At 72.2% G+C, this 22639-nt stretch carries 15 protein-coding genes; 9 read left to right on the forward strand and 6 right to left on the reverse strand.

The genetic code is table 11. The features are described 5' to 3' along the window. Nucleotides 1-9: 9 nt before the first annotated feature. Nucleotides 10-1626, reverse strand: a complete 1617-nt coding sequence (locus OHT01_RS25375) for a carboxyl transferase domain-containing protein (RefSeq protein ID WP_328555417.1) — start codon at nucleotides 1624-1626, stop codon at nucleotides 10-12. Nucleotides 1627-1723: 97 nt separating this feature from the next. Here OHT01_RS25375 and OHT01_RS25380 point away from each other — a divergent pair, with 97 nt between their 5' ends. From OHT01_RS25380 to OHT01_RS25395, 4 genes are all read left to right on the forward strand, one after another. Next, nucleotides 1724-2392: an SACE_7040 family transcriptional regulator gene (locus OHT01_RS25380; protein WP_328555418.1), complete on the forward strand. Its 669-nt coding sequence runs from the start codon at nucleotides 1724-1726 to the stop codon at nucleotides 2390-2392. 108 nt (nucleotides 2393-2500) lie between these two features. Further along, nucleotides 2501-3658 (forward strand): acyl-CoA dehydrogenase family protein, encoded by a 1158-nt coding sequence (locus OHT01_RS25385; protein ID WP_328555419.1) that lies wholly within the window; start codon nucleotides 2501-2503, stop codon nucleotides 3656-3658. Nucleotides 3659-3692: 34 nt separating this feature from the next. Beyond that, nucleotides 3693-4565 carry an acyl-CoA thioesterase II gene (gene tesB / locus OHT01_RS25390; RefSeq protein WP_328555420.1) on the forward strand — a complete coding sequence of 291 codons (873 nt, stop codon included), beginning with the start codon at nucleotides 3693-3695 and terminating at the stop codon, nucleotides 4563-4565. A 67-nt stretch (nucleotides 4566-4632) separates the two neighbouring features. Further along, nucleotides 4633-5628 carry a cation diffusion facilitator family transporter gene (locus OHT01_RS25395; RefSeq protein WP_328555421.1) on the forward strand — a complete coding sequence of 332 codons (996 nt, stop codon included), beginning with the start codon at nucleotides 4633-4635 and terminating at the stop codon, nucleotides 5626-5628. Nucleotides 5629-5782: 154 nt separating this feature from the next. On the opposite strand, the gene OHT01_RS25400 is transcribed toward OHT01_RS25395, so the two are convergent. Both OHT01_RS25400 and OHT01_RS25405 read right to left on the reverse strand, forming a co-directional pair. Then, nucleotides 5783-6571 (reverse strand): phosphatase, encoded by a 789-nt coding sequence (locus OHT01_RS25400; RefSeq protein ID WP_328555422.1) that lies wholly within the window; start codon nucleotides 6569-6571, stop codon nucleotides 5783-5785. Nucleotides 6572-6653: 82 nt separating this feature from the next. After that, a complete protein-coding gene (locus OHT01_RS25405) occupies nucleotides 6654-8234 on the reverse strand; it encodes a PucR family transcriptional regulator (RefSeq protein ID WP_328555423.1) in 1581 nt (526 codons plus the stop codon). Nucleotides 8235-8400: 166 nt separating this feature from the next. Here OHT01_RS25405 and OHT01_RS25410 point away from each other — a divergent pair, with 166 nt between their 5' ends. The 3 genes from OHT01_RS25410 to OHT01_RS25420 all read left to right on the forward strand — a co-directional run bounded on the left by OHT01_RS25410 (nucleotide 8401) and on the right by OHT01_RS25420 (nucleotide 12575). Beyond that, nucleotides 8401-9861 carry a sodium:solute symporter gene (locus OHT01_RS25410; RefSeq protein ID WP_328555424.1) on the forward strand — a complete coding sequence of 487 codons (1461 nt, stop codon included), beginning with the start codon at nucleotides 8401-8403 and terminating at the stop codon, nucleotides 9859-9861. A gap of 63 nt (nucleotides 9862-9924) precedes the next feature. Beyond that, the gene (speB, locus tag OHT01_RS25415) at nucleotides 9925-10893 is read left to right on the forward strand and encodes an agmatinase (RefSeq protein ID WP_328555425.1); all 969 of its coding nucleotides are present in this window, start codon (nucleotides 9925-9927) and stop codon (nucleotides 10891-10893) included. Continuing rightward, a complete protein-coding gene (locus OHT01_RS25420) occupies nucleotides 10890-12575 on the forward strand; it encodes a thiamine pyrophosphate-binding protein (protein WP_328555426.1) in 1686 nt (561 codons plus the stop codon). The genes speB and OHT01_RS25420 overlap by 4 nt, the downstream gene beginning before the upstream one ends. A gap of 52 nt (nucleotides 12576-12627) precedes the next feature. Here the strand turns inward: OHT01_RS25420 and OHT01_RS25425 are convergent, their stop codons facing one another. After that, complete coding sequence (locus OHT01_RS25425; RefSeq protein ID WP_328555427.1) at nucleotides 12628-13431, reverse strand: endonuclease I family protein; 804 nt, start codon at nucleotides 13429-13431, stop codon at nucleotides 12628-12630. Nucleotides 13432-13646: 215 nt separating this feature from the next. Beyond that, entirely contained in the window at nucleotides 13647-16070 is a 2424-nt protein-coding gene (locus OHT01_RS25430) for an ArnT family glycosyltransferase (protein WP_443043436.1), read from the reverse strand. Nucleotides 16071-17268: 1198 nt separating this feature from the next. Here OHT01_RS25430 and OHT01_RS25435 point away from each other — a divergent pair. Both OHT01_RS25435 and OHT01_RS25440 read left to right on the forward strand, forming a co-directional pair. After that, complete coding sequence (locus tag OHT01_RS25435; RefSeq protein ID WP_328555429.1) at nucleotides 17269-18192, forward strand: serine hydrolase; 924 nt, start codon at nucleotides 17269-17271, stop codon at nucleotides 18190-18192. A 178-nt stretch (nucleotides 18193-18370) separates the two neighbouring features. Next, on the forward strand, nucleotides 18371-22099 hold the full coding sequence (locus tag OHT01_RS25440; protein WP_328555430.1) for an ABC transporter ATP-binding protein: 3729 nt from the start codon (nucleotides 18371-18373) through the stop codon (nucleotides 22097-22099). Here the strand turns inward: OHT01_RS25440 and OHT01_RS25445 are convergent. Further along, nucleotides 22083-22559 carry a hypothetical protein gene (locus OHT01_RS25445; RefSeq protein WP_328555431.1) on the reverse strand — a complete coding sequence of 159 codons (477 nt, stop codon included), beginning with the start codon at nucleotides 22557-22559 and terminating at the stop codon, nucleotides 22083-22085. The two genes, OHT01_RS25440 and OHT01_RS25445, sit on opposite strands and share 17 nt — an antisense overlap. Nucleotides 22560-22639: the final 80 nt, after the last annotated feature.

The following is a 22639-nucleotide window of genomic DNA, read 5'->3' on the forward strand; positions in this document are numbered from 1 at the left end:
TGGGTCCCCTCACATCCGGAAGACGCCGAACTGGGGGTCACCCAGGGGCGCGTTGGCGCAGGCGGTCAGGGCGAGTCCGAGGACCTGCCGGGTCTCCATCGGGTCGATCACGCCGTCGTCCCAGAGCCGGGCCGTCGCGTAGTAGGCGTTGCCCTGCCGCTCGTACTGGCGGCGGATCGGGTCCTTGAACTCCTCCTCGTCCGAGGCCGGCCAGGACTCGCCGCGCGCCTCGATCTGGTCGCGCTTGACGGTCGCGAGGACCGAGGAGGCCTGCTCGCCGCCCATCACGGAGATCTTGGCGCCCGGCCACATCCACAGGAAGCGCGGCGAGTACGCCCGGCCGCACATCGAGTAGTTGCCCGCTCCGTACGAGCCGCCGATCACGACGGTCAGCTTCGGGACGCGCGTGCAGGCGACGGCCGTCACCATCTTGGCGCCGTGCTTGGCGATGCCACCGGCCTCGTACTGGCGCCCCACCATGAATCCGGAGATGTTCTGCAGGAACACCAGCGGGATGCCGCGCTGGTCGCACAGCTCGATGAAGTGGGCGCCCTTCTGGGCCGATTCGGAGAACAGGATGCCGTTGTTCGCGACGATCCCGACCGGCTGGCCGTGGATCCGCGCGAAGCCGGTGACCAGGGTCTGCCCGAACTCGGCCTTGAACTCGGCGAAGCGCGAACCGTCCACCACGCGCGCGATGACCTCGCGCACGTCGTACGGAGTGCGGGAGTCGACCGGCACCGCGCCGTACAGCCCGTACGGGTCGACCTTGGGCTCGGCCGACGGCTCCACGGACCAGGGGAGCGCCCCGCGCGCGGGCAGGGTGGCCACGATGTTCCGGACGATCCGCAGCGCGTGCGCGTCGTCCTCCGCGAGATGGTCGGTGACACCCGACACACGCGAGTGGACCTCGCCGCCGCCCAGCTCCTCGGCCGTGACGACCTCGCCGGTGGCGGCCTTCACCAGCGGTGGCCCGCCCAGGAAGATGGTGCCCTGGCCGCGCACGATCACGGCCTCGTCGCTCATCGCCGGCACGTAGGCGCCGCCGGCCGTGCACGAGCCGAGGACGGCCGCGATCTGCGGGATGCCCGCGCCGGACATCCGCGCCTGGTTGTAGAAGATCCGCCCGAAGTGGTCGCGGTCCGGGAACACCTCGTCCTGCATCGGCAGGAAGGCGCCCCCGGAGTCGACGAGGTAGACGCAGGGCAGCCGGTTCTCCAGCGCGACCTCCTGGGCGCGCAGGTGCTTCTTCACCGTCATCGGGTAGTAGGTGCCGCCCTTGACGGTGGCGTCGTTCGCGACGATCACGCACTCGCGCCCGCTGACCCGGCCGATCCCGGCGATGACGCCGGCGGCCGGGGCCGCTCCCTCGTACATCCCGTCGGCGGCGAGCGGCGCCAGCTCCAGGAACGGTGAGCCGGGGTCGAGCAGGGCGTCCACACGGTCGCGGGGCAGCAGCTTTCCGCGCGCGGTGTGCCGCGCGCGCGCCTTCTCGCCGCCGCCGAGCCGCGCCGCGGCCAGCTTCAGGCGCAGTTCCTCGCCCAGCGCGCGGTGTGCCGCCTCGTTGGCCCTCCAGGCCTCCGACGCGGGGTCTGCCGCGCTCGTCAGCTCCGGTGCCTCTTGCATCCTGCGGTCCCCTCACCAGGTGGTCGACCAGTTAATGAGCGTTAACGCAACCCCTTCAGGTTAACGACCGCTAACCCGCCTGTCTAGAATTGTTTTCATGGCCACCAGAACCGACGCCCCCACCCGGCGCGAGCAGATCCTGAGGGAAGCGGCGCGGCTCTTCGCCGAGCGCGGTTTCCACGGTGTGGGAGTGGATGAGATAGGAGCGGCGGTCGGCATCAGCGGCCCCGGTCTCTACCGGCACTTCGCCGGCAAGGACGCGATGCTCGCCGAGCTGCTGGTGGGGATCAGCGGGCAGCTGCTCACGGGCGGCAAGCGCCGGGTGGCGGAGGCCGAAGGGGGTGCGGAGGCGCTCCTCGACTCGCTCATCGAGGGGCACATCGACTTCGCGCTCGACGACCGCCCCCTGATCACCCTGCACGACCGCGAGCTGGACCGCCTGCGCGACAGCGACCGCAAGCTCGTACGGCAGCTCCAGCGCCAGTACGTCGAGCTGTGGGTGGAGGTGGTGCGCGAGGTGTACCCGGGGCTGACCGAGCCCGCCGCCCGTTCGGCCGTTCACTCGGTCTTCGGGCTGCTGAACTCGACCCCGCACCTGGGGCGGCCGGGCGCGCTCCCGGGGCGCTCGGGGACGGCGGAGCTGTTGCACCGGATGGCTCGGGGTGCCTTCGGCGCGGCCGTCGTGGCTCCTGGGGCCTCCGTGGCTTCCGTGACTCCCGGGGTGGCGGAAGTGGCCCCTGAGGTTCCCGTGACTCCCGGGGCGTGACGAGCGTCTCGGGGGTCCGCCCCTGGACGGCGCTCGTGACCGGCGGGTAACCTCGTATCTGAGCAAGCGCTTAGAAATAGACCAGGTATCCAGGCGGAGGTGGCGGCGGTGCGCCGTACTGTGTTCAACGAGGACCACGAGGCGTTCCGGGAGACCCTGCGCGCCTTCATCGAGGCCGAGGTCGTCCCGGTCTACGACGAGTGGTTCGCCGCCGGCCAGGCGCCGCGCGACTTCTACTACAAGCTCGCCGAGCTCGGCGTCTTCGGCATCCGCGTGGACGAGGAGTTCGGCGGCGCCGGCATCGACTCGTACAAGTTCGAAGCCGTGATGTACGAGGAGACCTCGCGCGCGGGTGTCCAGTTCGGCGGCTCCGGTGTGCACGTGCTGCTGGGCCTGCCCTACATCAAGTCGCTCGCCACCGACGAGCAGAAGAAGCGCTTCCTGCCGAAGTTCGTCAGCGCCGAGGAGATGTGGGCCCTCGCGATGACCGAGCCGGGCACCGGCTCCGACCTCGCGGGCATGAAGACCACCGCCAAGCTCTCCGAGGACGGCACGCACTACGTCCTCAACGGCTCCAAGACCTTCATCACCGGTGGCGTCCACGCCGACCGCGTGATCGTCTGCGCCCGCACCTCCGCGCCCACCGCCGAGGACCGCCGCTACGGCATCTCCCTCTTCGCCGTGGACACCAAGTCCGAGGGCTACTCCATCGGCCGCAAGCTGGACAAGCTGGGCCTGAAGACCTCCGACACCGCCGAGCTGGCGTTCGTCGACGTGAAGGTGCCCGTCGAGGACCTGCTCGGCGAGGAGAACAAGGGCTTCTACTACCTCGGCCACAACCTCGCCTCCGAGCGCTGGGGCATCGCCTTCGGCGCCTACGCGCAGGCCAAGGCCGCCGTCCGGTTCGCCAAGGAGTACGTCCAGGAGCGCACCGTCTTCGGCAAGACCGTCGCGTCCTTCCAGAACACCAAGTTCGAGCTGGCCGCCTGCCAGGCCGAGGTGGACGCGGCCGAGGCCGTCGCCGACCGCGCCCTGGAGGCCCTCGACGCCGGTGAGCTGACCCCGGCCGAGGCCGCCAGCGCCAAGCTGTTCTGCACCGAGGTCGCGCACCGCGTCATCGACCGCTGCCTCCAGCTCCACGGCGGCTACGGCTTCATGAACGAGTACCCGATCGCCCGCCTGTACGCGGACAACCGGGTCAACCGCATCTACGGCGGGACCAGCGAGATCATGAAGACGATCATCGCCAAGGACATGGGCCTGTAAGGTCCGCGAAAAGACTGCGCGGTACAACTGCCCCATGAGTGAGGCACTTCAGAGTCTCCTCGATCTGCTCGATCTGGAGCGGATCGAGGAGAACATCTTCCGCGGCCGGTCCCGGTCCGCCGTCGTCCCTCGGGTCTTCGGCGGACAGGTGGCGGCGCAGGCACTGGTCGCCGCCGGGCGCACGGTCCCCGAGGACCGGCTCGCCCACTCCCTGCACGCGTACTTCCTGCGGATCGGGGACCCCGGGGCGCCCATCGTGTACTCCGTGGACCGCATCCGCGACGGCCGCTCCTTCACCACCCGGCGGGTGGTCGCGGTCCAGCACGGACAGCCGATCTTCCACCTCTCCGCGTCCTTCCAGACGTACGAGGAGGGCATGGAGCACCAGGCCCCGATGCCGCCCGCGCCCGACCCGGAGACGCTGCCCACGGCCGCCGAACTGCTTCCCCTGTACGCCGACGTCTTCACCGACGCCGAGGTCGTGGAGCGCATCCTGGAGGCCCGCGAGTCCGTCGACCTGCGCTATGTCGACGCGCCGCCGTACGGCACCGTCGGCGAGACCCGCGAGCCGCGCTCCCAGGTGTGGTTCCGCACCAACGGCAAGCTCGCGGACGACCCGCTGCTGCACGTCGTCCTCGCGACCTACGTCTCGGACATGACGCTCCTCGACTCCATCCTGCTCGCGCACGGCCGCGGCGGCTGGGTCACCGGCGACGTCGTCGGCGCCTCGCTCGACCACGCGATGTGGTTCCACCGCCCGTTCCGCGCCGACGAGTGGCTGCTGTACGACCAGGAGTCGCCGTCCGCGTCGGGCGGCCGGGGTCTCGGCCAGGCCCGGATCTACACCCAGGACGGCCGGCTGGCCATCTCGGTGATCCAGGAAGGCGTGGTCCGCGTCCCGCGATAGCGGCGGGTTCCCCCGGTGAGGACGTGTGTTCCCCGGCAACGACGTCGTTCCTCGGTAAGACTGAGGCATGGCTGAAGCGGCAGCACGGGACGACGACGGCGGCGACAGCGGCGAAGGAGGCGGCGAGAGCGTCTCCACGGTGATCGTCGCCGCCGCGGCCAATCTCGGGATCGCCCTCGCCAAGGCGGTCGCCGGGGTCATCAGCGGCTCCAGCGCGATGCTGTCGGAGGCCGCCCACTCCGTCGCCGACACCGTCACCGAACTGCTGCTGCTCACGGCCCTCAAACGCAGCGAGAAACCGGCCGACGAGGACCATCCGCTGGGCTACGGCCCCGAGCGCTACATCTGGGCGCTGCTCGCCGCCGTCGCCACCTTCGTCGGCGGCGCCGTCTTCTCGATCTACGACGGCATCCACACCCTGGTCGCGGGGGAGGAGCTCGGCGACCCGCTCGTGTCGTACATCGTCCTGGGTGTCGCCTTCCTCCTGGAGGGCTTCTCCCTGCGGACGGGGCTGCGGCAGGCGCGCGGCGAGGCCGCCCGGGTCGACGCCCCCTTCAGGACCTATCTCCGGCGCACGCCCGACACCGCCGTGAAGGCCGTCGTCATGGAGGACTCGGCGGCGCTGGTCGGACTGGTGTTCGCCGCGGGCGGCCTGCTCGGCGGCCAGCTCACCGGATCCGGCGTCTGGGACGGCATCGCCTCGCTGCTCATCGGGCTCCTGCTGCTCTACGTCGCCTGGGTGTTGGGCCGGTCCAACGCGGAGCTGCTGATCGGACGGCCGCTGCCCAGGCCGATACGGGAGCGGATCCGGGCGGAGCTGCTCGCGGTGGAGCACGTGGAGGCCGTACTGGAACTCATCACGCTCGTGCAGGGGCCGCGTGAGGCGCTCATCGCCGCGAAGGTCGACTTCCGGGACGCGTCGACCGCGGCCCAGATCGAGTGGGCCTGCGAACAGGCCGAGGACCGGATCAGGACGGTGTTCCCCGCGGTGAGCAGGGTGTACCTGGACCCGACGCCGGGGTACGTCCAGCGGCGGTCCGAGGGGCTGAATCCCTGGCCGTGAGGGCCGGCCGGGGCGAGCCGCCGCAGGGACGGCCCGGCTGCCGGTCCGTGAGCCGGTCCGTGAGCCGGGCCGGATGCCGTCCCCGGGTGACCGTTCCCGGGACGCGCACGCGCCGGGCGCGCCCCCGGAACGGACACCGGTGTCTAGCGGGGGCTCACGCCAGACCCGCCGCGTCGAGCAGGTACGCCGTCATCGGGTCGTAGTGGCGCGGGCTGAGGACGTGGTCGTCGAGCGGGACCACGACCTGGAGCGTGCCCTCCGACTCGGCGAGGAAGAGCGCCGGGTCGTTGGAGTCGGCGTATCCGACGGAGTCCAGGCCCCGCTGTCCGGCGAAACCGGCCCAGCCGTGGTCGGCCACGACCAGGTCGGGCAGCGGGCGGCCCTCCCGCTCCAGACCGGTGAGGATCGCGCGCATCGGCTCGCCCGAGTGCGTGTGCCACAGCGTGGCGCCGTGCTCCAGGACCGCGACGTCCGCGAACTGCATGACGTAGCCCTCGTCCGTCTGCAGGCCGTCCGGGATCACCACGATCTCGCAGCCGGCGGCGCGCAGGGCCGCGGCCGTGGCGCGGTGCACGTCCAGCAGACCGCCGGGGTGGCCGGTCGCGAACAGCACCCGCTGCCGGTCCTCGGCCGCCTTGCGCAGCCGGGCCGCGAGACGGTCCAGCGCCTCCACGGTCAGCTCGGGGTCGATGGTGTCCTGGCCGTACCGGTACTCCGGGTCGTCGTTGACGCCGACCCGTTCCGCCATCACCGCGAGCACGTCCTGCTCGTCGCTCCAGCGGTCGCCGAGTTCCAGACCGAGCCACCAGTTGCGCTCGCCGTTCGCCAGCTTGCGGTAGTGGGAGAGGTTGTTCTCGCGGGGCGTGGCGACATCGCCCGCGATACGGGTCTTCACGAGATGGTCGACAAGTTCGGCGCGGCTGGGCGTCCCGGGTATCGGCATACCCCCATTGTGCCGGTGCGCTCCGGCCGGGGGCGCGGCTGTCCCGGTCGCTGGGATGTGCGTCACTCAGGTGTTCCCGCGTTCAGTCGTCCCGGAGCGCGAACCACAACTCCATCCGTACGTCCGGGTCGTCGAGGTCCATGGACAGCAACGCCGCGCAGCGGGCGATGCGTTGGCGGACGGTGTTGCGGTGGACGGACAGGGCCACCGCGGTGCGATCCCAACTGCCGTGCAGGGAGAGCCAGGTGCGCAGGGTCTCGGTCAGGGCGGGGATCCCGGCGACGGGTGCGAGCAGGGCGTGGGCGTGGGCCTCGGCGTCCGCCGCGGGGACGAGGTCCGCGAGCGCGGGACGGTCGCCGTGGCGGACCAGCGGCGCCCTGGTGGCACGGGCGCGGGCCAGCGCGCGGGCCGCCTGGGTGTCGGCGGCCGCCCACCCCCGCGGGACCGCGGGGGCGCTGACCCCGCAGGTCCAGCCCGGCTGCGCGACGGTCTCGCGGTCGCCGGGGACGAGGACGCGCACGATGTCGCCGCCGACGTCCACCAGCGCCGAGCCCAGCGCGGTCGCGAGCGCCGACGCGGACACGGCGTCCGGGGCGGGGCCGTCCCCGGCGGGGCGCGCGTGCACGACCACCCACCGTTCGCCGCCCAGGAGCGGGGCCACCGTCTCCGGCGCGGCGCCGAGCAGCAGCCGCACCAGGGCCGCCGACCGGGCCGCCCCGCTCCCGCTCTGCTGCTCCCCGGTGAGCAGGGACAGCAGCACGGAGGCCACGGAGGCGATCGTGTGGTCACCGGGGTCGCGGCGCGGCGCGGCGACGCCCAGGACGAAGCCCTCCCCGCTGCCGAGGGCGTAGGCCGCGAGATGGACGCCGCCCACGGTGTCGGTGGCGGAGGACGGGGCCGGTCCCTGAGCCCCCCGGGGCCGCACGACACCGGCCAGCCCGGCGAGCACCTCCTCGGGAGACAGCGTGTCCGCCCGGTGGGAGGCGGCCGCCGGGCCGGTCCCGTGCGCCGGTCGCGCCGCGTCCCGCGGGGCGGGCGGTGGGAACCTGCCCGCGCGGGCCAGCTCCGCGCCCTCCGGGCCGTACAGCACCGCCCGGCCGCCCACCCGCTGCGCCAGTTGCCGGAGCACCGCCGGTACCGGATCGGGGCGGGCGGCGGCCGCCGCCAGGCTCTGCTGGGCCTCGGTCACCCGGCGGAGTTCGGCCAGCCGGGCCTGGGCCATGAGCTGCCACACCGCGCGGGCGACCCCGGAGAACGTCGTCCGGGGCGGGACCTCCAGCAGGGGCAGCCCGTGGGTGTCGCAGGCCGCGACCAGGGCGCGCGGGACCGTGTCGTGGACCGGCGCCAGGCCGAAGCCGAGCGCCGCGCCGCCCGCCGCGACGATGCGGGAGACATAGTCGTCGAAGTACGTGCCCGAGCCGGCCGCCTCGGGAATGTGGACCCCGGCCGACAGCAGCAGCTCGCCGCCCAGCAGATACGGGTAGGGGTCGGCCATCTCCGAGGTGTGCGCCCAGTGGATCACCGTGTCGGGCTCCGCGGGACCGGCGATCAGGCGCAGCGCCAGGTCCTCGCGGGCGAGCAGCGCCGACAGCGGTACCGGGGGAGTCGGCGGTACGGCCGGGGCGGAAGGTGACTGGTCCGGCACGGTGGACGATTCCTCCATTCCGTTCGGGTCGAATGGATGAAACGTACACTTCGCAGCCGCTTTCCGGCCACCTAATGTCGGTCCCGACCGGCAGCCACGGGTACGGGCGGATGTCCCCGCGATCAGTTGCCGGATCGTCCCCCACATCCCCGCACGACACGCCACTGAACGCCTGAGGAGACCCATGGCCGTCGACTACACAGTGATCGTCGTCTATCTGGCCGGCATGCTGGCCATGGGCTGGTGGGGCATGCGCCGCGCCAAGTCCAAGAGCGACTTCCTCGTCGCGGGACGGCGGCTCGGGCCCGTCATGTACTCCGGCACCATGGCCGCCATCGTGCTGGGCGGCGCGTCCACCATCGGCGGTGTGGGCCTCGGCTACCAGTACGGGCTCTCCGGAGCCTGGATGGTCTTCACCATCGGCCTCGGCCTGCTGGCGCTCAGCGTCTTCTTCTCCGCCCGCATCGCCCGACTGAAGGTCTACACCGTCTCCGAGATGCTCGACCTGCGCTACGGCGGCCGGGCCGGTCTCATCTCCGGTGTCGTCATGTGGGCGTACACCCTGATGCTCGCGGTCACCTCGACCATCGCGTACGCCACGATCTTCGACGTCCTCTTCGACATGAACCGGACGCTCGCGATCGTCCTCGGCGGCTCGATCGTCGTCGCGTACTCCACGCTCGGCGGCATGTGGTCGATCACCCTCACCGACATGGTGCAGTTCGTGGTCAAGACGATCGGCGTGCTGCTCCTGCTGCTGCCCATCGCGGTCGTCAAGGCCGGCGGGTTCGGCGCGATGAAGGCCAAGCTCCCCACCGAGTACTTCGACCCGCTGGGCATCGGCGGCGAGACGATCTTCACCTATGTGCTGATCTACACGTTCGGCATGCTGATCGGGCAGGACATCTGGCAGCGGGTGTTCACCGCGCGCGGTGACAGGACCGCCAAATGGGGCGGCACCGTCGCCGGTACCTACTGCCTGGTGTACGCCGTGGCCGGCGCCGTCATCGGCACCGCCGCCAAGGTCCTCTACCCGACGCTGCCCAGCGCCGACACCGCCTTCGCGACCATCGTCAAGGACGAACTCCCGGTCGGCGTGCGCGGACTGGTGCTCGCCGCGGCCCTCGCCGCCGTGATGTCCACCTCCTCCGGCGCCCTGATCGCCTGCGCCACCGTCGCCAACAACGACATCTGGTCGCGGCTGCGCGGCGCCGTGAAGCGTGACACCGAGGACCACGACGAGGTCAAGGGCAACCGCGTCTTCATCCTGGTCATGGGCATCGCCGTGATCTGCACGGCGATCGCGCTCAACAACGTCGTCGAGGCGCTGACCGTCGCCTACAACCTGCTCGTCGGCGGCTTGCTCGTGCCGATCCTCGGCGGTCTGCTGTGGAAGCGCGGCACCGCGCACGGCGCCCTCGCCTCCGTCGCCGTCGGCGGTGTCGCCGTCATCGGCCTGATGGCCGGCTACGGCATCCTCGCGAACGAGCCCGTCTACTACGGGCTCCTCCTCTCGCTGGCCGCGTACGTGATCGTCTCGCTGGCCACGCCGGCGACCGACGCCGCGGTGCTGGCCGCCTGGCGGGAGCGGCTCGCGGGCCGTGACGCCGAACCCCTGTCCGAACCGGTCCCGGTTCACCAGTAGAGTCGTAGTACTTGTACTTAGTTGTACATACGCGACGAAGCGTAGGAAAGAAGGCAATACCCCATGAGCAGCAACGAGACGCCCCGCGGCCCCGTCGACTCGTCCCGCGTTCCGCGGTACGCCGGTCCCGCGACCTTCGCCCGGCTGCCGCGCCTCGACGAGGTCGGTACGACCGATGTCGCCGTCGTCGGCGTGCCGTTCGACTCCGGCGTCTCGTACCGGCCGGGCGCCCGCTTCGGCGGCAACGCGATCCGCGAGGCGTCCCGGCTGCTGCGCCCCTACAACCCGGCGCAGGACGCCTCCCCGTTCGCCCTCGCGCAGGTCGCGGACGCCGGTGACATCGCGGCGAACCCGTTCAACATCAACGAGGCCGTGGAGACGGTGGAGGCCGCCGCCGACGAGCTGCTCGGCACCGGCGCCCGCCTGATGACCCTGGGCGGCGACCACACCATCGCGCTGCCGCTGCTGCGCTCCGTCGCCAAGAAGCACGGACCGGTCGCGCTGCTCCACTTCGACGCGCACCTCGACACCTGGGACACCTACTTCGGCGCCGAGTACACCCACGGCACCCCGTTCCGCCGCGCCGTCGAGGAGGGCATCCTCGACACCTCGGCGCTCTCCCACGTCGGCATCCGCGGCCCGCTGTACGGCAAGCAGGACCTCACCGACGACGAGAAGATGGGCTTCGGCATCGTCACCTCGGCGGACGTCTACCGCCGCGGCGCCGACGAGGTCGCCGACCAGCTCCGCCAGCGCATCGGGAACCGCCCGCTCTACATCTCCATCGACATCGACTGCCTCGACCCGGCGCACGCGCCCGGCACCGGCACTCCGGAGGCGGGCGGCATGACCTCCCGCGAGCTCCTGGAGATCCTGCGCGGACTGTCGTCCTGCAACCTGGTCTCGGCCGACGTCGTCGAGGTCGCCCCGGCCTACGACCACGCCGAGATCACCGCGGTGGCGGCGTCCCACACCGCGTACGAACTGACCACCATCATGTCCCGCCAGATCGCGGAGGCCCGAAGCAAGTGACCCACGACCACGACCTGGTTCTCCGCCCGTCGGCGGCACAGACGGAGGCCGCGCTCAACCCGCCCCCCGGCCGCAACGGCGGAGACCTGGTCGTGGAGACCCTCTCCGGGCTCGGCGCGACGACCGTCTTCGGACTGCCGGGCCAGCACGCGCTCGGCATGTTCGACGCGCTGCGCCGCTCGTCCCTCCAGTACGTCGGCCTGCGCGTCGAGAACAACGCCGCCTTCGCGGCGGACGCCTACGGCCGGATCACCGGTGAGGCCGCGCCGCTGCTGCTCTCCACCGGTCCCGGGGCGCTGACCTCGCTCGCCGCGCTCCAGGAGGCACGGGCCGCCTCGGCGCCCGTCCTCGCGATCAGCAGCCAGATCCCGACCGCGGGACTCGGCGGCGGACGCCACGGCTATCTGCACGAACTCCCGGACCAGCAGGCCTCGTTCCGGGGCGTGGTGAAGTCGGTCCACACGGTCCGTACGCAGTCCCAGATCCCCTCCGCCATCGCGGCGGCCTGGGAGTCGGCGCTGACCGCCCCGCACGGGCCGGTGTGGGTGGAGATCCCGCAGGACGTCCTCCTCGCCGAGACGGGCCTGCCGGTGGTGACGCCGATGGACGCGACCCCCGAGGACGTCGTCCCGCGCCCCGAACTGACCGCGCTGGCCGCCCACTTGCTGTCCTCCGCGGCCCGTCCCGCGATCATCGCGGGCGGCGGTGTCGTCCGGGCGGACGCGTCCGGCAAGCTGCGCGCGCTCGCCGAGAAGCTGAACGCGCCGGTCGTCACCACCTTCGGCGGCAAGGGCGCATTCCCCTGGGAGCACCCGCTCTCCCTCCAGTCCTGGCTGGAGGACCGGCACACGACCGACTTCCTGGAGGACGCCGACGTCCTGCTGGTGGTGGGCTCGGGCCTTGGTGAACTCTCCTCGAACTACCACACGTTCAAGCCCCGCGGCCGGGTGGTCCAGATCGAGGCCGACCTCGGCAAGCTGGAGTCCAACCACCCGGCGCTGGGCATCCACGCGGACGCCCGCCTCGCGCTGTCCGCGCTCCTGGAGACCGTGGAGGAACGCCCCGACCCGGCCGCTCCCGAGCGCGTGAGCACGGTGCTGGCCCGGGTGGCGGAGCGCATCGCCGCCCAGGAACTCACCCTGGAGCAGGACGTGCTGGCGTCCGTCCGGCGGGCCCTGCCGTCCACGTCGCCGTCCTTCTGGGACATGACGATCCTGGCGTACTGGGCGTGGTCGGCCTTCGACCCGCGCGGCGCCAACACCATGCACTCCGCCCAGGGCGCCGGCGGCCTCGGCTACGGCTTCCCGGCTGCGCTGGGCGCGGCGGCGGCCGACCCCTCCCGCCCGGTCCTCGCGGTCTCCGGCGACGGCGGCGCGCTGTACTCCATCGCCGAGCTGGCCACGGCGAAGCAGTGCGGTCTCCCGGTCACCTGGCTCATCGTCGACGACGGCGGCTACGGCATCCTGCGCGAGTACATGACCGGCGCCTTCGGTCAGGCGACCGCCACGGAGCTGTCCCGGCCGGACTACGTGGCCCTCGCCGAGTCCTTCGGGGTGCCGGGCACCCTCACCAGCCCCGAGACGCTGGAGGAGGACCTGGCCAAGGCCCTGGCGGCTCCCGGCCCCTCGGTGGTCGTCCTCCCGGCGGTGCTGCGGATGTTCGCGCCGACCCACCTGGACTGAGCGCCCGGCCCGGGACACCCCACGGGGGTGGGGTCCCGGGCCGGCCCCTCGACTACCAGATCGCGTCGACCCATTCCGGGTGGTCGATGAACGGGTTGCGGTTGTGCTGGTAGGTGTCGTAGATGACCTGGTTGCGCTTCTCCTCGAAGGCGCTCGGCGGGTCCTCGTCGTTCCACTCCTTGAGCACGGACAGCTTGCCGATGTACGGGGCGCTGCCGTTGTTGACCTTCTCGTCGGGCTCCAGGTTCGCGAAGCCGTCGTCGCCCTCGTAGCGGACCGCCATGTAGAGGATCATGCGGGCCACGTCGCCCTTGTCGGCGTCGCGCGGCTCGAAGGAGTCCGAGTCGACCTTGCTGCCGCCCCCGTTGGTGACCGCGCTGCCGCCGTTGTCGAAGTCCAGGTTGCCCCGGATGCTGTTGACCTGGACGTCCGCGGGGCGCAGATGGTGCAGGTCGGTGCCGGGACCGGTCACCTCGCCGAAGTCGCCGTGCGACTTGGCCCAGGTGTGCTCGCGGTTCCAGTCGCCGACGTCGCCGCCGTTGAGGGACTTGGCGCGCGAGACTCCGCTGTACAGCAGGATCACGTTGCTGCTGTTGTTCGGGTCCTGGTCGGTGGCCTTCAGCGCGTCCCAGACCGCGGAGTACGAGATCTTGGTCTGGCTGCTGATGATGGTGTGCAGCGAGGCCTTCAGGGTCGTGCCGGTCTTGCCGATCGCGTTCTTGTAGTACGTGCTGTCGTACGCGGTCGTGGTGGCGCTCGCGGGGGTCGCGGTCATGGCCGGCAGGGTGAGGCCGACGAGAACCACGGAGGTACTCAGCGCCAGGGTCTTCCAGCGGCGAATGTGCGTGGCGGGCATCGTGGGGTGTCCGTTCTACGCGGGTTGAATGGAGCGGATAACCGGGAGCGTGACATGGACATGAAGTGCATGGGGTTAATACGAGGTGTCGGTTCTGTGTATGGATTCAACAACTGGGGCGGGGTGCGCGAGACAGGACAGAACGGGTGTCACGGCACCGGGGGCGGCCCCTGACCTGGTGTGGTCAGGGGCCGCGTCGAGTGCCGGGCGTGCGGTCAGCCGAGATCGGACGGGTCGAGCCGGTAGAGCGTCGAGGCCGACTGGCCGCTGCTCTGCGCGCCGGACCCGGACCCGGAGTCGGAGCCGGTCCCGGACGTGGAGTTGGAGCCGGAGCCGGACGTGGAGCCCGAACCGGAGCCGGAGTTGGAGCCGGAACCCGAGTTGCCGTCGGTGGTGGACCCGGACTTCGAAGTGGAGCCGGCGGACGCTGACTTGTCGTACGCGCTCGCCTTCACGGCCGTGCCGTTCTTCTCCACCCACGCGGTGATCTGCGAGCTGAGCGTGTTGTTCCCGCCCATCCCGCCGCCGCCCATGCCGCCGCCGAGCTGGAGGTAGTGCAACTCGCCCTTGCGTACGAGTTCCTTGAGCTTGGCGAGGGTCATGGCCTTGTCGGAACCGGTGAAGCCGAACATGGAGATGACGGGCTTGCCGGTGCTCACGATCAGCTGTGCCGCGCCCTGTGAATTGGACTCGGCCAGCAGCCACTTGGCGCCGTCCTGGTGCTTCTCCAGATAGGAGACCAGGGCGCTGCTGGTGGTACCGCCCATGCCGCCACCGCCCATGCCACCGGCTCCGCCCGCGCCGCCCGGCTGGTCCCCGGTGCCGCCCGGTGCGCTGCCGTTCCCGCCCTGCGCCTGGTCGCCGCCGGGGAACCCGCCGTTCCCGCCGCCCTGTTGGGCCGTGTCCTGGCCGCCGGCGGGGAAACCGCCCTGGGGCGGCTCGCCGTTCCCGCCGGGTGCCTGGCCGCCGCCGGGGAAGCCCCCGGCCTGCCCGCCCGCCTCGGCGTTCGGACCACCCTGCCGGGTGCCGCCGAAGCCGCCCCGGCCGCCGCCGGGACCGCCGCCGAAGCCGCCGCTGCCGGTGGACGGCCCCGCAGTCGGGTTGGTGCCGCCCATACCGCCGCCACCGGGGCCGCCACCGGCCGACGCGGGCTCCGCGACGGCGTACGCCGCCGGACCGGCGAGGGCCGCCACGACCGCCGCGGCCACGGACGCGGTGAACAGCCGGGCCCGGTTGGCGGAGCCGACTCGGGCCCGGTCGCCGGAGCGGAAGACGATCAGGCCGGCGATGGCCAGTGCCATGACCACCGCGAGAGCGGGCCACAGCCAGCCGTTCCAGTCGGCTGCCCGGCGCAGCAGGACGACCGCCCAGATCGCGGTGACCGCGAGGCCGGCGGGCAGCACCCACACCCAGCGGGTGTCCTGGCCGCGGAAGGCGCGCAGCAGCAGGACCCCGCCCCCGCCGGCCAGGGCCGCGATACCGGGAGCGAGCGCGGTCGTGTAGTAGGGGTGCATGGTGCCCTCGGCCATGCTGAACGTCAGATAGTGCAGGACCGTCCAGCCGCCCCACAGCACCAGCGCGGCGCGCGTCGGATCGGTGCGCGGCGCCCGTCCGCACAGCACCAGGCCGCCCACGAGGGCGATACCCGCGAACGGCAGCAGCCAGGAGATCTGGCCGCCGAGGATGTCGTTGAACATCCGGCCGAGGCCCGCGGTACCGGCGAAGGTGCCGCCTCCGCCACCCCCGCCGCCTCCGCCGTTGCCCTCGCCGCCCAGCACCCGGCCCAGGCCGTTGTACCCCATGATCAGGTCCCAGGCGGAGCCGTCCGTGGAGCCCCCGATGTACGGGCGGTCGCCGGCCGGTACGAGTGAGACGGCGGCCGCCCACCAGAAGCTCGCGACGGCCAGCGCCACGGTGGCGAGCAGCAGGTCGCGGACCTTCCTCGCCCAGCCGGTCCGGGAGGCGTACACGTACACGGCCAGGACGGCGGGCAGGGCGATGTAGGCCTGGAGCATCTTGGTGTTGAAGGCCAGCCCGAAGCACACCGCCGCGCCGAGCAGCGGCAGCAGTCTGCCGTCCCGGGTGGCCCGCAGGCCCAGCGCCGCGCCCGCGACCATCAGCAGGACGAGGGTCGTGTCCGGGTTGTTGTCGCGGTTGATGGCGACGGTGATCGGGGTCAGGGCTAGGACGAGCGCGGCGACGGCGGCGGCCGCGTGTCCGAAGTACCGCTTCACGCTCGCGTGCAGGATCCAGATCGTGCCGAGGGCGGCGGCGACCATGGGGGCCATCATCTGCCAGGTGCCGAAGCCGAAGACCCGGCAGGACAGACTCATGATCATGAGCGCGAACGGCGGCTTGTCGACGGTGATGAAGTTGCCCGCGTCCAGCGAGCCGAAGAACCAGGCCTTCCAGCTCTGCGTGCCGCTGAGTACCGCGGCGCTGTAGAAGCTGTTGAGGCTGGAGGCCGACAGGTTCCAGGAGTACAGGACCGCGGCCAGTACGAGGATCGCCAGCAGCACGGGCAGCGACCAGCGGGGTGTGGCCGGCGCCGTCTCCGCGGGCCCGGCCGGCGAGGGAACCGGCGGCGGGGCGGGGGGAGTCGTGGGGGCGTCGGGGGATGGGTCAGTGGCAGACGTCACCATCGCACCCTGACGCGACCCGATGGGTACGGACTGTGCCCCACCTGGGGACAACCTGTGCATCCAGCCCCTCCCCGGGCCTGCCTCCCCGGGCCTGCCCCTCCGGGCCTGCCTCCCCGGGCCTGCCTCCCTGGGCCCGCCTTCCCGGGCCTGCCCCTCCGGGCCTGCCCCTCCGGGCCTGCCTCCCTGGGCCTGCCTTCCCGGGCCTGCCCCTCCGGGCCTGCCTCCCTGGGCCTGCCTTCCCGGGCCTGCCCCTCCGGGCCTGCCTTCCCGGGCCTGCCTTCCCGGGCCTGCCTTCCCGGGCCTGCCTTCCCGGGCCTGCCTTCCCGGGCCTGCCCCTCCGGGCCCGCCCCACCTGGGCCCGCGTGCCGCGGTGCTCCCCCCGGCCCTGCATGCCGAGGTACTCCGTGGCTCGGGCCTGTGTGCCGGGGCCCTGCGTGCTGCGGCCCTGCGCCCCGGCCCTGCGCGCCACGGGCCTGTGTGCCGCGCTTCTCCGCGCCCGGGGCTTGCCCACCTCGGGCCGCGCGCCGCGGTGCTCCGCGCCCGGGGCTTGCTCACCTCGGGCCGCGTGCCGCGCTTCTCCGCGCCCGGGGCTTGCTCACCTCGGGCCGCGTGCCGCGCTCCTCCGCGCCCGGGGCTTGCCCACCTCGGGCCGCGTGCCACGGTGCTCCGCGCCCCGGGCCTCGGCGCCTCGGGCCTGTGGGCCGGGGTCGGTGTGTCCCGGGCCTCGGCGTTCCGCGTCCGCGCGCCCGCACCTCCGCGCTCCGGGCCTCCGCGTTCGAGTGACACCTCCGTGTCCCGGGACGGCGTGCCCCCGGCACCCCCGCCCGGGGTTTCGTGCCCCAGGCACCCCGCCCGGGTTTCGTGCCTCCGGCCCGCGCGTCCCGGGCTTGCGGGCCACGGGCCCCTGGGCAGGTCCGCGCACCTCAGGCTCCCCCGCCTCCGGCCCGAGCACCCGGGCCTGCCTCGATCGCCCCGCGCCCCGGCCCCGGCCCCACGCCCCGGCCCCGGGCCTCAGGCCCAGGGGTTCGGCGCCCCCGAGGGCTCCCCGCTCCGGGCTCGCGGGGCCTCATCCGGGGCTCACGCTCGAACTTTCGTCCGCAGAACACCCGTACAACCATCGGGGTTCTTTGCGAGTCATCAGAGAGCGCGCGCCCATGGGCGCGTTCGTATCGCTTCAAGGGGATGGGAAGCTTCCATGATTCACCGGATATCCCGGCGTGCCCGTGTGCTCGCAGTGAGCCTCGGTGCCGGGGTCATCGTGCCGCTCGCGGTGGCCGCGGTCCCGGCCGCCGCCGCGCCGGCGCCGGCCGTCAGCTGTACGTCGGGCAAGGCCGGCCTGGCCGCCAAGCTGCAGAAGGACATCACCGCGGCGCTCGCCAACCGCAAGGGCACCGTCGCGGTCGGCCTCTACGACCGCACCACGAAGACCACTTGCACGCTCCGCGCCACCACCGCCTTCGACTCGGCCAGCACGGTGAAGGTCACCGTCCTCGCCACGCTGCTGTGGGACGCGAAGAAGCACAACCGCTATCTGACGAGCACCGAGACGACGCTCGCCACCAAGATGATCACCCAGTCGGACAACGCCTCGACGACCAAGCTGTGGAACCAGCTCGGTCTGACGAAGATCAAGGGCTTCCTGGCCGCGGCGGGGATGACGAAGACCACGCCGGGCACCGGCGGCTACTGGGGTCTGACGCAGATCAACGTCACCGACGAGCAGAAGCTGCTCAAGCTCGTCACCGCCACGAACACCGTGCTGAGCGACAGCTCCCGTGCCTACATCCTGAAGCTGATGGGCAAGGTCATCTCCTCGCAGCGCTGGGGGACACCGGCCGGCGCGCCCTCGACGGTCGCCGTGCACGTCAAGAACGGCTGGCTCTCACGCTCCACGAACGCGTGGCGGGTGCACAGCCTCGGCACGTTCAACGGCGGCGGCCACGACTACATGATGTCGGTGCTCACCGTCGGCAGCAGCACCATGGACTACGGCGTCGCCACCATCCAGGGCGTCGCCAAGGCCATCCACAAGGACCTCGTGCCGGTCACCGTCAGTGCCCAGCGCTACACGCCCACGACGACGCCGAAGGAAGCCTTCCCGGCCGTCCCGGCGAGCTGACCGGGACCGCCCTCCCGTCTCGCGAAGCCCGTACTCTCCCGTCCGCCCGCCCGGCCACCGCGCCCGGCGGGCGGACTGCTGTCGCGGCGACCGGCGGACGAATTGTTGCGGAGGGATGAAATCCGCTTCGCCCGGTGTTGGTGCCTCCGGCGGAGTGAGATCTACGGAAGGCACCGGAGTGGCGACGGAACGGGGATGGGCACGGCGGCTCGCCGGGTACGCCTGGCGGTACCCGAAGGACGTGGTGCTCGCGCTCGGCTCCTCGCTGGGCGGCATGGCCGTGATGGCGGTGGTCCCACTGGTCACCAAGGTGATCATCGACGACGTCATCGGCGACCACAGCCGGGGCATGGCCCCCTGGGCGGGCGCGCTGCTCGGCGCGGCCGTCCTCGTCTACGTCTTCACCTACGTCCGCCGCTACTACGGCGGACGGCTCGCCCTCGACGTCCAGCACGATCTGCGTACCGACATGTACGAGACGATCACCCGGCTGGACGGGCGCCGCCAGGACGAGCTGTCCACCGGGCAGGTCGTCGGCCGTGCCACCAGTGACCTCCAGCTGATCCAGGGCCTGCTCTTCATGCTCCCGATGACCATCGGGAACATCCTGCTCTTCCTGATCTCCCTCGGGATCATGGCGGCGCTGTCCCTGCCGCTCACCCTGGTCGCGCTGGCCGTCGCCCCGGCCCTCTGGTTCGTCGCCAGGCGCAGCCGCTCCCGGCTGCACCCCGCCACCTGGTACGCGCAGGCGCAGGCCGCCGCCGTGGCGGGTGTCGTCGACGGAGCCGTCAGCGGCGTCCGCGTGGTCAAGGGCTTCGGCCAGGAGGACCAGGAGACCGGCAAGCTCCGCGAGGTCGGGCGGCGGCTCTTCGCGGGCCGGCTGCGGACCATCCGGCTCAACGCCAAGTACACCCCGGCCCTGCAGGCCGTACCCGCTCTCGGCCAGGTCGCGATGCTCGCGCTCGGCGGCTGGCTGGCGGTACGCGGCCAGATCACGCTGGGCACCTTCGTGGCCTTCTCCACCTATCTCGCGCAGCTCGTCGGACCGGTGCGGATGCTGGCCGTCGTCCTGACCGTCGGGCAGCAGGCCCGCGCCGGTGCCGAGCGGGTCCTCGAACTGATCGACACCGAGCCGTCGATCAAGGACGGCACCAAGACCCTGCCGGCCGACGCGCCCGCCACCGTCGAGTTCGACGACGTGTCGTTCGGCTACACGGAGGGCCGGCCCGTCCTGGACGGGCTGAGCTTCGAGATCCGGCCCGGCGAGACCCTCGCGGTCGTCGGCTCGTCCGGCTCCGGCAAGTCGACGGTCTCCCTGCTGATGCCGCGCTTCTACGACGTGACGCACGGCGCGGTCCTCATCGGCGGGCACGATGTCCGCGAGCTGACCACCGAGTCGCTGCGCGCCGCGATCGGGCTCGTCCCCGAGGACTCCTTCCTCTTCTCCGACACCGTGCGCGCCAACATCGCGTACGGCCGTCCCGACGCCACCCAGGACGAGATGGAGACGGCGGCGCGCGCCGCCCAGGCGGAGCGATTCATCGCCGAGCTGCCCCGCGGCTACGACACCAGGGTCGGCGAGCACGGCCTCACCCTCTCCGGAGGCCAGCGGCAGCGCGTCGCGCTCGCCCGCGCCATCCTCACCGACCCGCGGCTGCTCGTCCTCGACGACGCCACCTCCGCCGTGGACGCCCGGGTCGAGCACGAGATCCACGAAGCGCTGAAGCACGTCATGGAGGGCCGCACGACCCTGCTGATCGCGCACCGCCGCTCCACCCTCAACCTCGCCGACCGCATCGCCGTCCTCGACGGCGGACGGCTCGCCGACATCGGCACACACGACGAGCTCCAGGCCCGCTCCGCGCTCTACCGGCGGCTGCTCACCGACCCCGACGAGCTGGGCGGTGTCTCCCCGGGCCACGCCCTGCCGGCGGCGCCGCGGGAGGACAGTTCCGTACGCGAGGAGCTGGACGCCGAGTTCGACGCCGAGCGCGGGGTGACGCCGCACCTGTGGACCGGCGACCGCGAGCCCAGGGACAACGCGCTCGAAGGAATGCCCGCCACCCCCGGACTCCTCGCCCAGGTCGAGGCGCTGCCCCCGGCCACCGACGTCCCGGACGTCGACGAGGCCCGCGCGGTCGGGGCCGAGGACTCCTACGGACTGCGCAGACTGCTGCGCGGCTTCGGCGCCCCGCTGCTCGTCAGCCTCGCGCTGGTGGCCGTCGACGCGGTGATGACGCTGCTGCTGCCCATCCTGATCCGGCACGGCATCGACCAGGGCGTCACCCGGCTCGCGCTGGGCGCGGTGTGGGCGGCGGCCGCGCTCGCGCTGGTCACCGTGCTCGTCCAGTGGGCGGCGCAGATCGGCGAGACCCGGATGACGGGCCGCACCGGCGAGCGGGTGCTGTACGCGCTGCGGCTGAAGATCTTCGCGCAGCTCCAGCGCCTCGGGCTCGACTACTACGAGCGGGAGCTCACCGGCCGGATCATGACCCGGATGACCACCGACGTCGACGCACTGTCGACGTTCCTGCAGACCGGGCTCGTCACCGCGTTCGTCTCCGTCGTCACCTTCTTCGGCATCATGGTCGCCCTGCTGGTGATCGACGTGCAGCTCGCGCTGGTCGTCTTCGTGACGCTGCCGCCGCTGGTCATCGGCACGTTCTTCTTCCGCCGGGCGAGCGTCAAGGCGTACGAACTGGCCCGTGAGCGGGTCTCGCTGGTCAACGCCGATCTCCAGGAGTCGGTGTCCGGGCTGCGGATCCTCCAGGCGTTCAGGCGCGAGGAGGCGAGCGGCCGGCGGTTCGCGGAGGGCAGCGACAGCTACCGCAGGGCGCGCATCCGCGGGCAGTGGCTGATCTCCGTCTACTTCCCGTTCGTGCAGCTACTGGCCTCGGGGGCCGCCGCGGCCGTGCTGATCGTGGGCGCCCAGCGGATCGACTCCGGCACGCTCACCACCGGCGCGCTGGTGGCCTACCTCCTCTACATCGACCTGTTCTTCGCGCCCGTGCAGCAGCTCTCGCAGGTCTTCGACGGCTATCAGCAGGCCACCGTCTCGCTGGGCCGCATCCAGGAACTGCTGCGCGAGCCGACCTCGACCAAGGCCGCCGCCGAGCCGCTGGAGGTGCCGTCGCTGCGGGGCGAGATCGCCTTCGAGGACGTCGACTTCGCGTACGGACCGGCGGACGAGGCCGAAGAGGCGCTCAGCGCGGTGTCGTTGCACATCCCCGCCGGGCAGACGGTCGCCTTCGTGGGCGAGACCGGCGCGGGCAAGTCGACGCTGGTGAAGTTGGTCGCGCGGTTCTACGACCCGACGGGCGGGCGGGTGACGGTCGACGGCAGGGATCTGCGCGACCTCGACATCACCGCCTACCGGCACCGGCTCGGCGTCGTCCCCCAGGAGGCCTACCTCTTCCAGGGGACCGTCCGCGACGCCATCGCCTACGGCCGTCCGGGCGCCACCGACGCCGAGGTGGAGGCCGCGGCCCGCGCGGTCGGCGCGCACGAGATGATCGCCACGCTGGCGGGCGGCTACCTCCACGAGGTCGCCGAGCGCGGCCGCAACCTCTCCGCGGGACAGCGCCAGTTGATCGCGCTGGCCCGCGCCGAGCTGGTCGATCCGGACGTGCTGCTCCTCGACGAGGCGACGGCGTCGCTCGATCTGGGGACGGAGGCACTGGTCAACCAGGCCACCGACCGGCTGGCGGGCCGCCGTACGACGCTGGTGGTCGCCCACCGGCTGACGACGGCCGCCCGCGCGGACCGGGTCGTGGTGATGGACCACGGCCGGGTCACCGAGGACGGCACCCACGACGAACTGCTCCGCCTCGACGGCCGTTACGCGGAGCTGTGGCGGACCTTCGTGGGCGCCCCGGAACCCGAGGAGCCCGTCAGCTCCTCGGCTTGATGTCGGAGATCTTCTTCGTCGCCAGATCCGACTGCACCGTCAGATAGGTGTACGTCGGGTGCGCGGCGGAGCCCCAGGTGAGCCGGACCGTCGACCAGGTGTGCCCGGCGCCGCTGTCGCCCGGCGTCACCTTCCAGGCGCTCGGCACGTCCTGGGCGCGCAGTACTCCGTCCGCGTGCTGCCGGTGCTCCCAGCCGGCGAGCCGGGTGCGCAGCGCCGGGGTCAGGTAGAAGGACCGCAGCCGGGTGCTCAGGGTGCCGGAGCCCCCGTCGGTCACGGCGTCGACGTAGGCGCCGTAGAAGTCGGCGACGCGGTCGTAGGCGGGGCCGTTGCTCCCGCTGCGGGCGGGCGCCGGCGCGGTGGAACTCGCGACGGCCGGCACCGAGGCGCCGGCGGTGATCAGAAGGGCCGCGGCGACGAGCGCGCGGTTGGCCGTGCGGGATGACGTGATGCCGGACATGAACTACCGCCTTTCGTTTCCTGACCAGTTGGACCCCGGGTAAACGGGCACGGTTGTCCTGAAAAAGGAAAAAACCTCTC

Origin of the sequence: Streptomyces sp. NBC_00358, from assembly GCF_036099295.1 — a bacterium.
GTDB lineage: Bacteria > Actinomycetota > Actinomycetes > Streptomycetales > Streptomycetaceae > Streptomyces.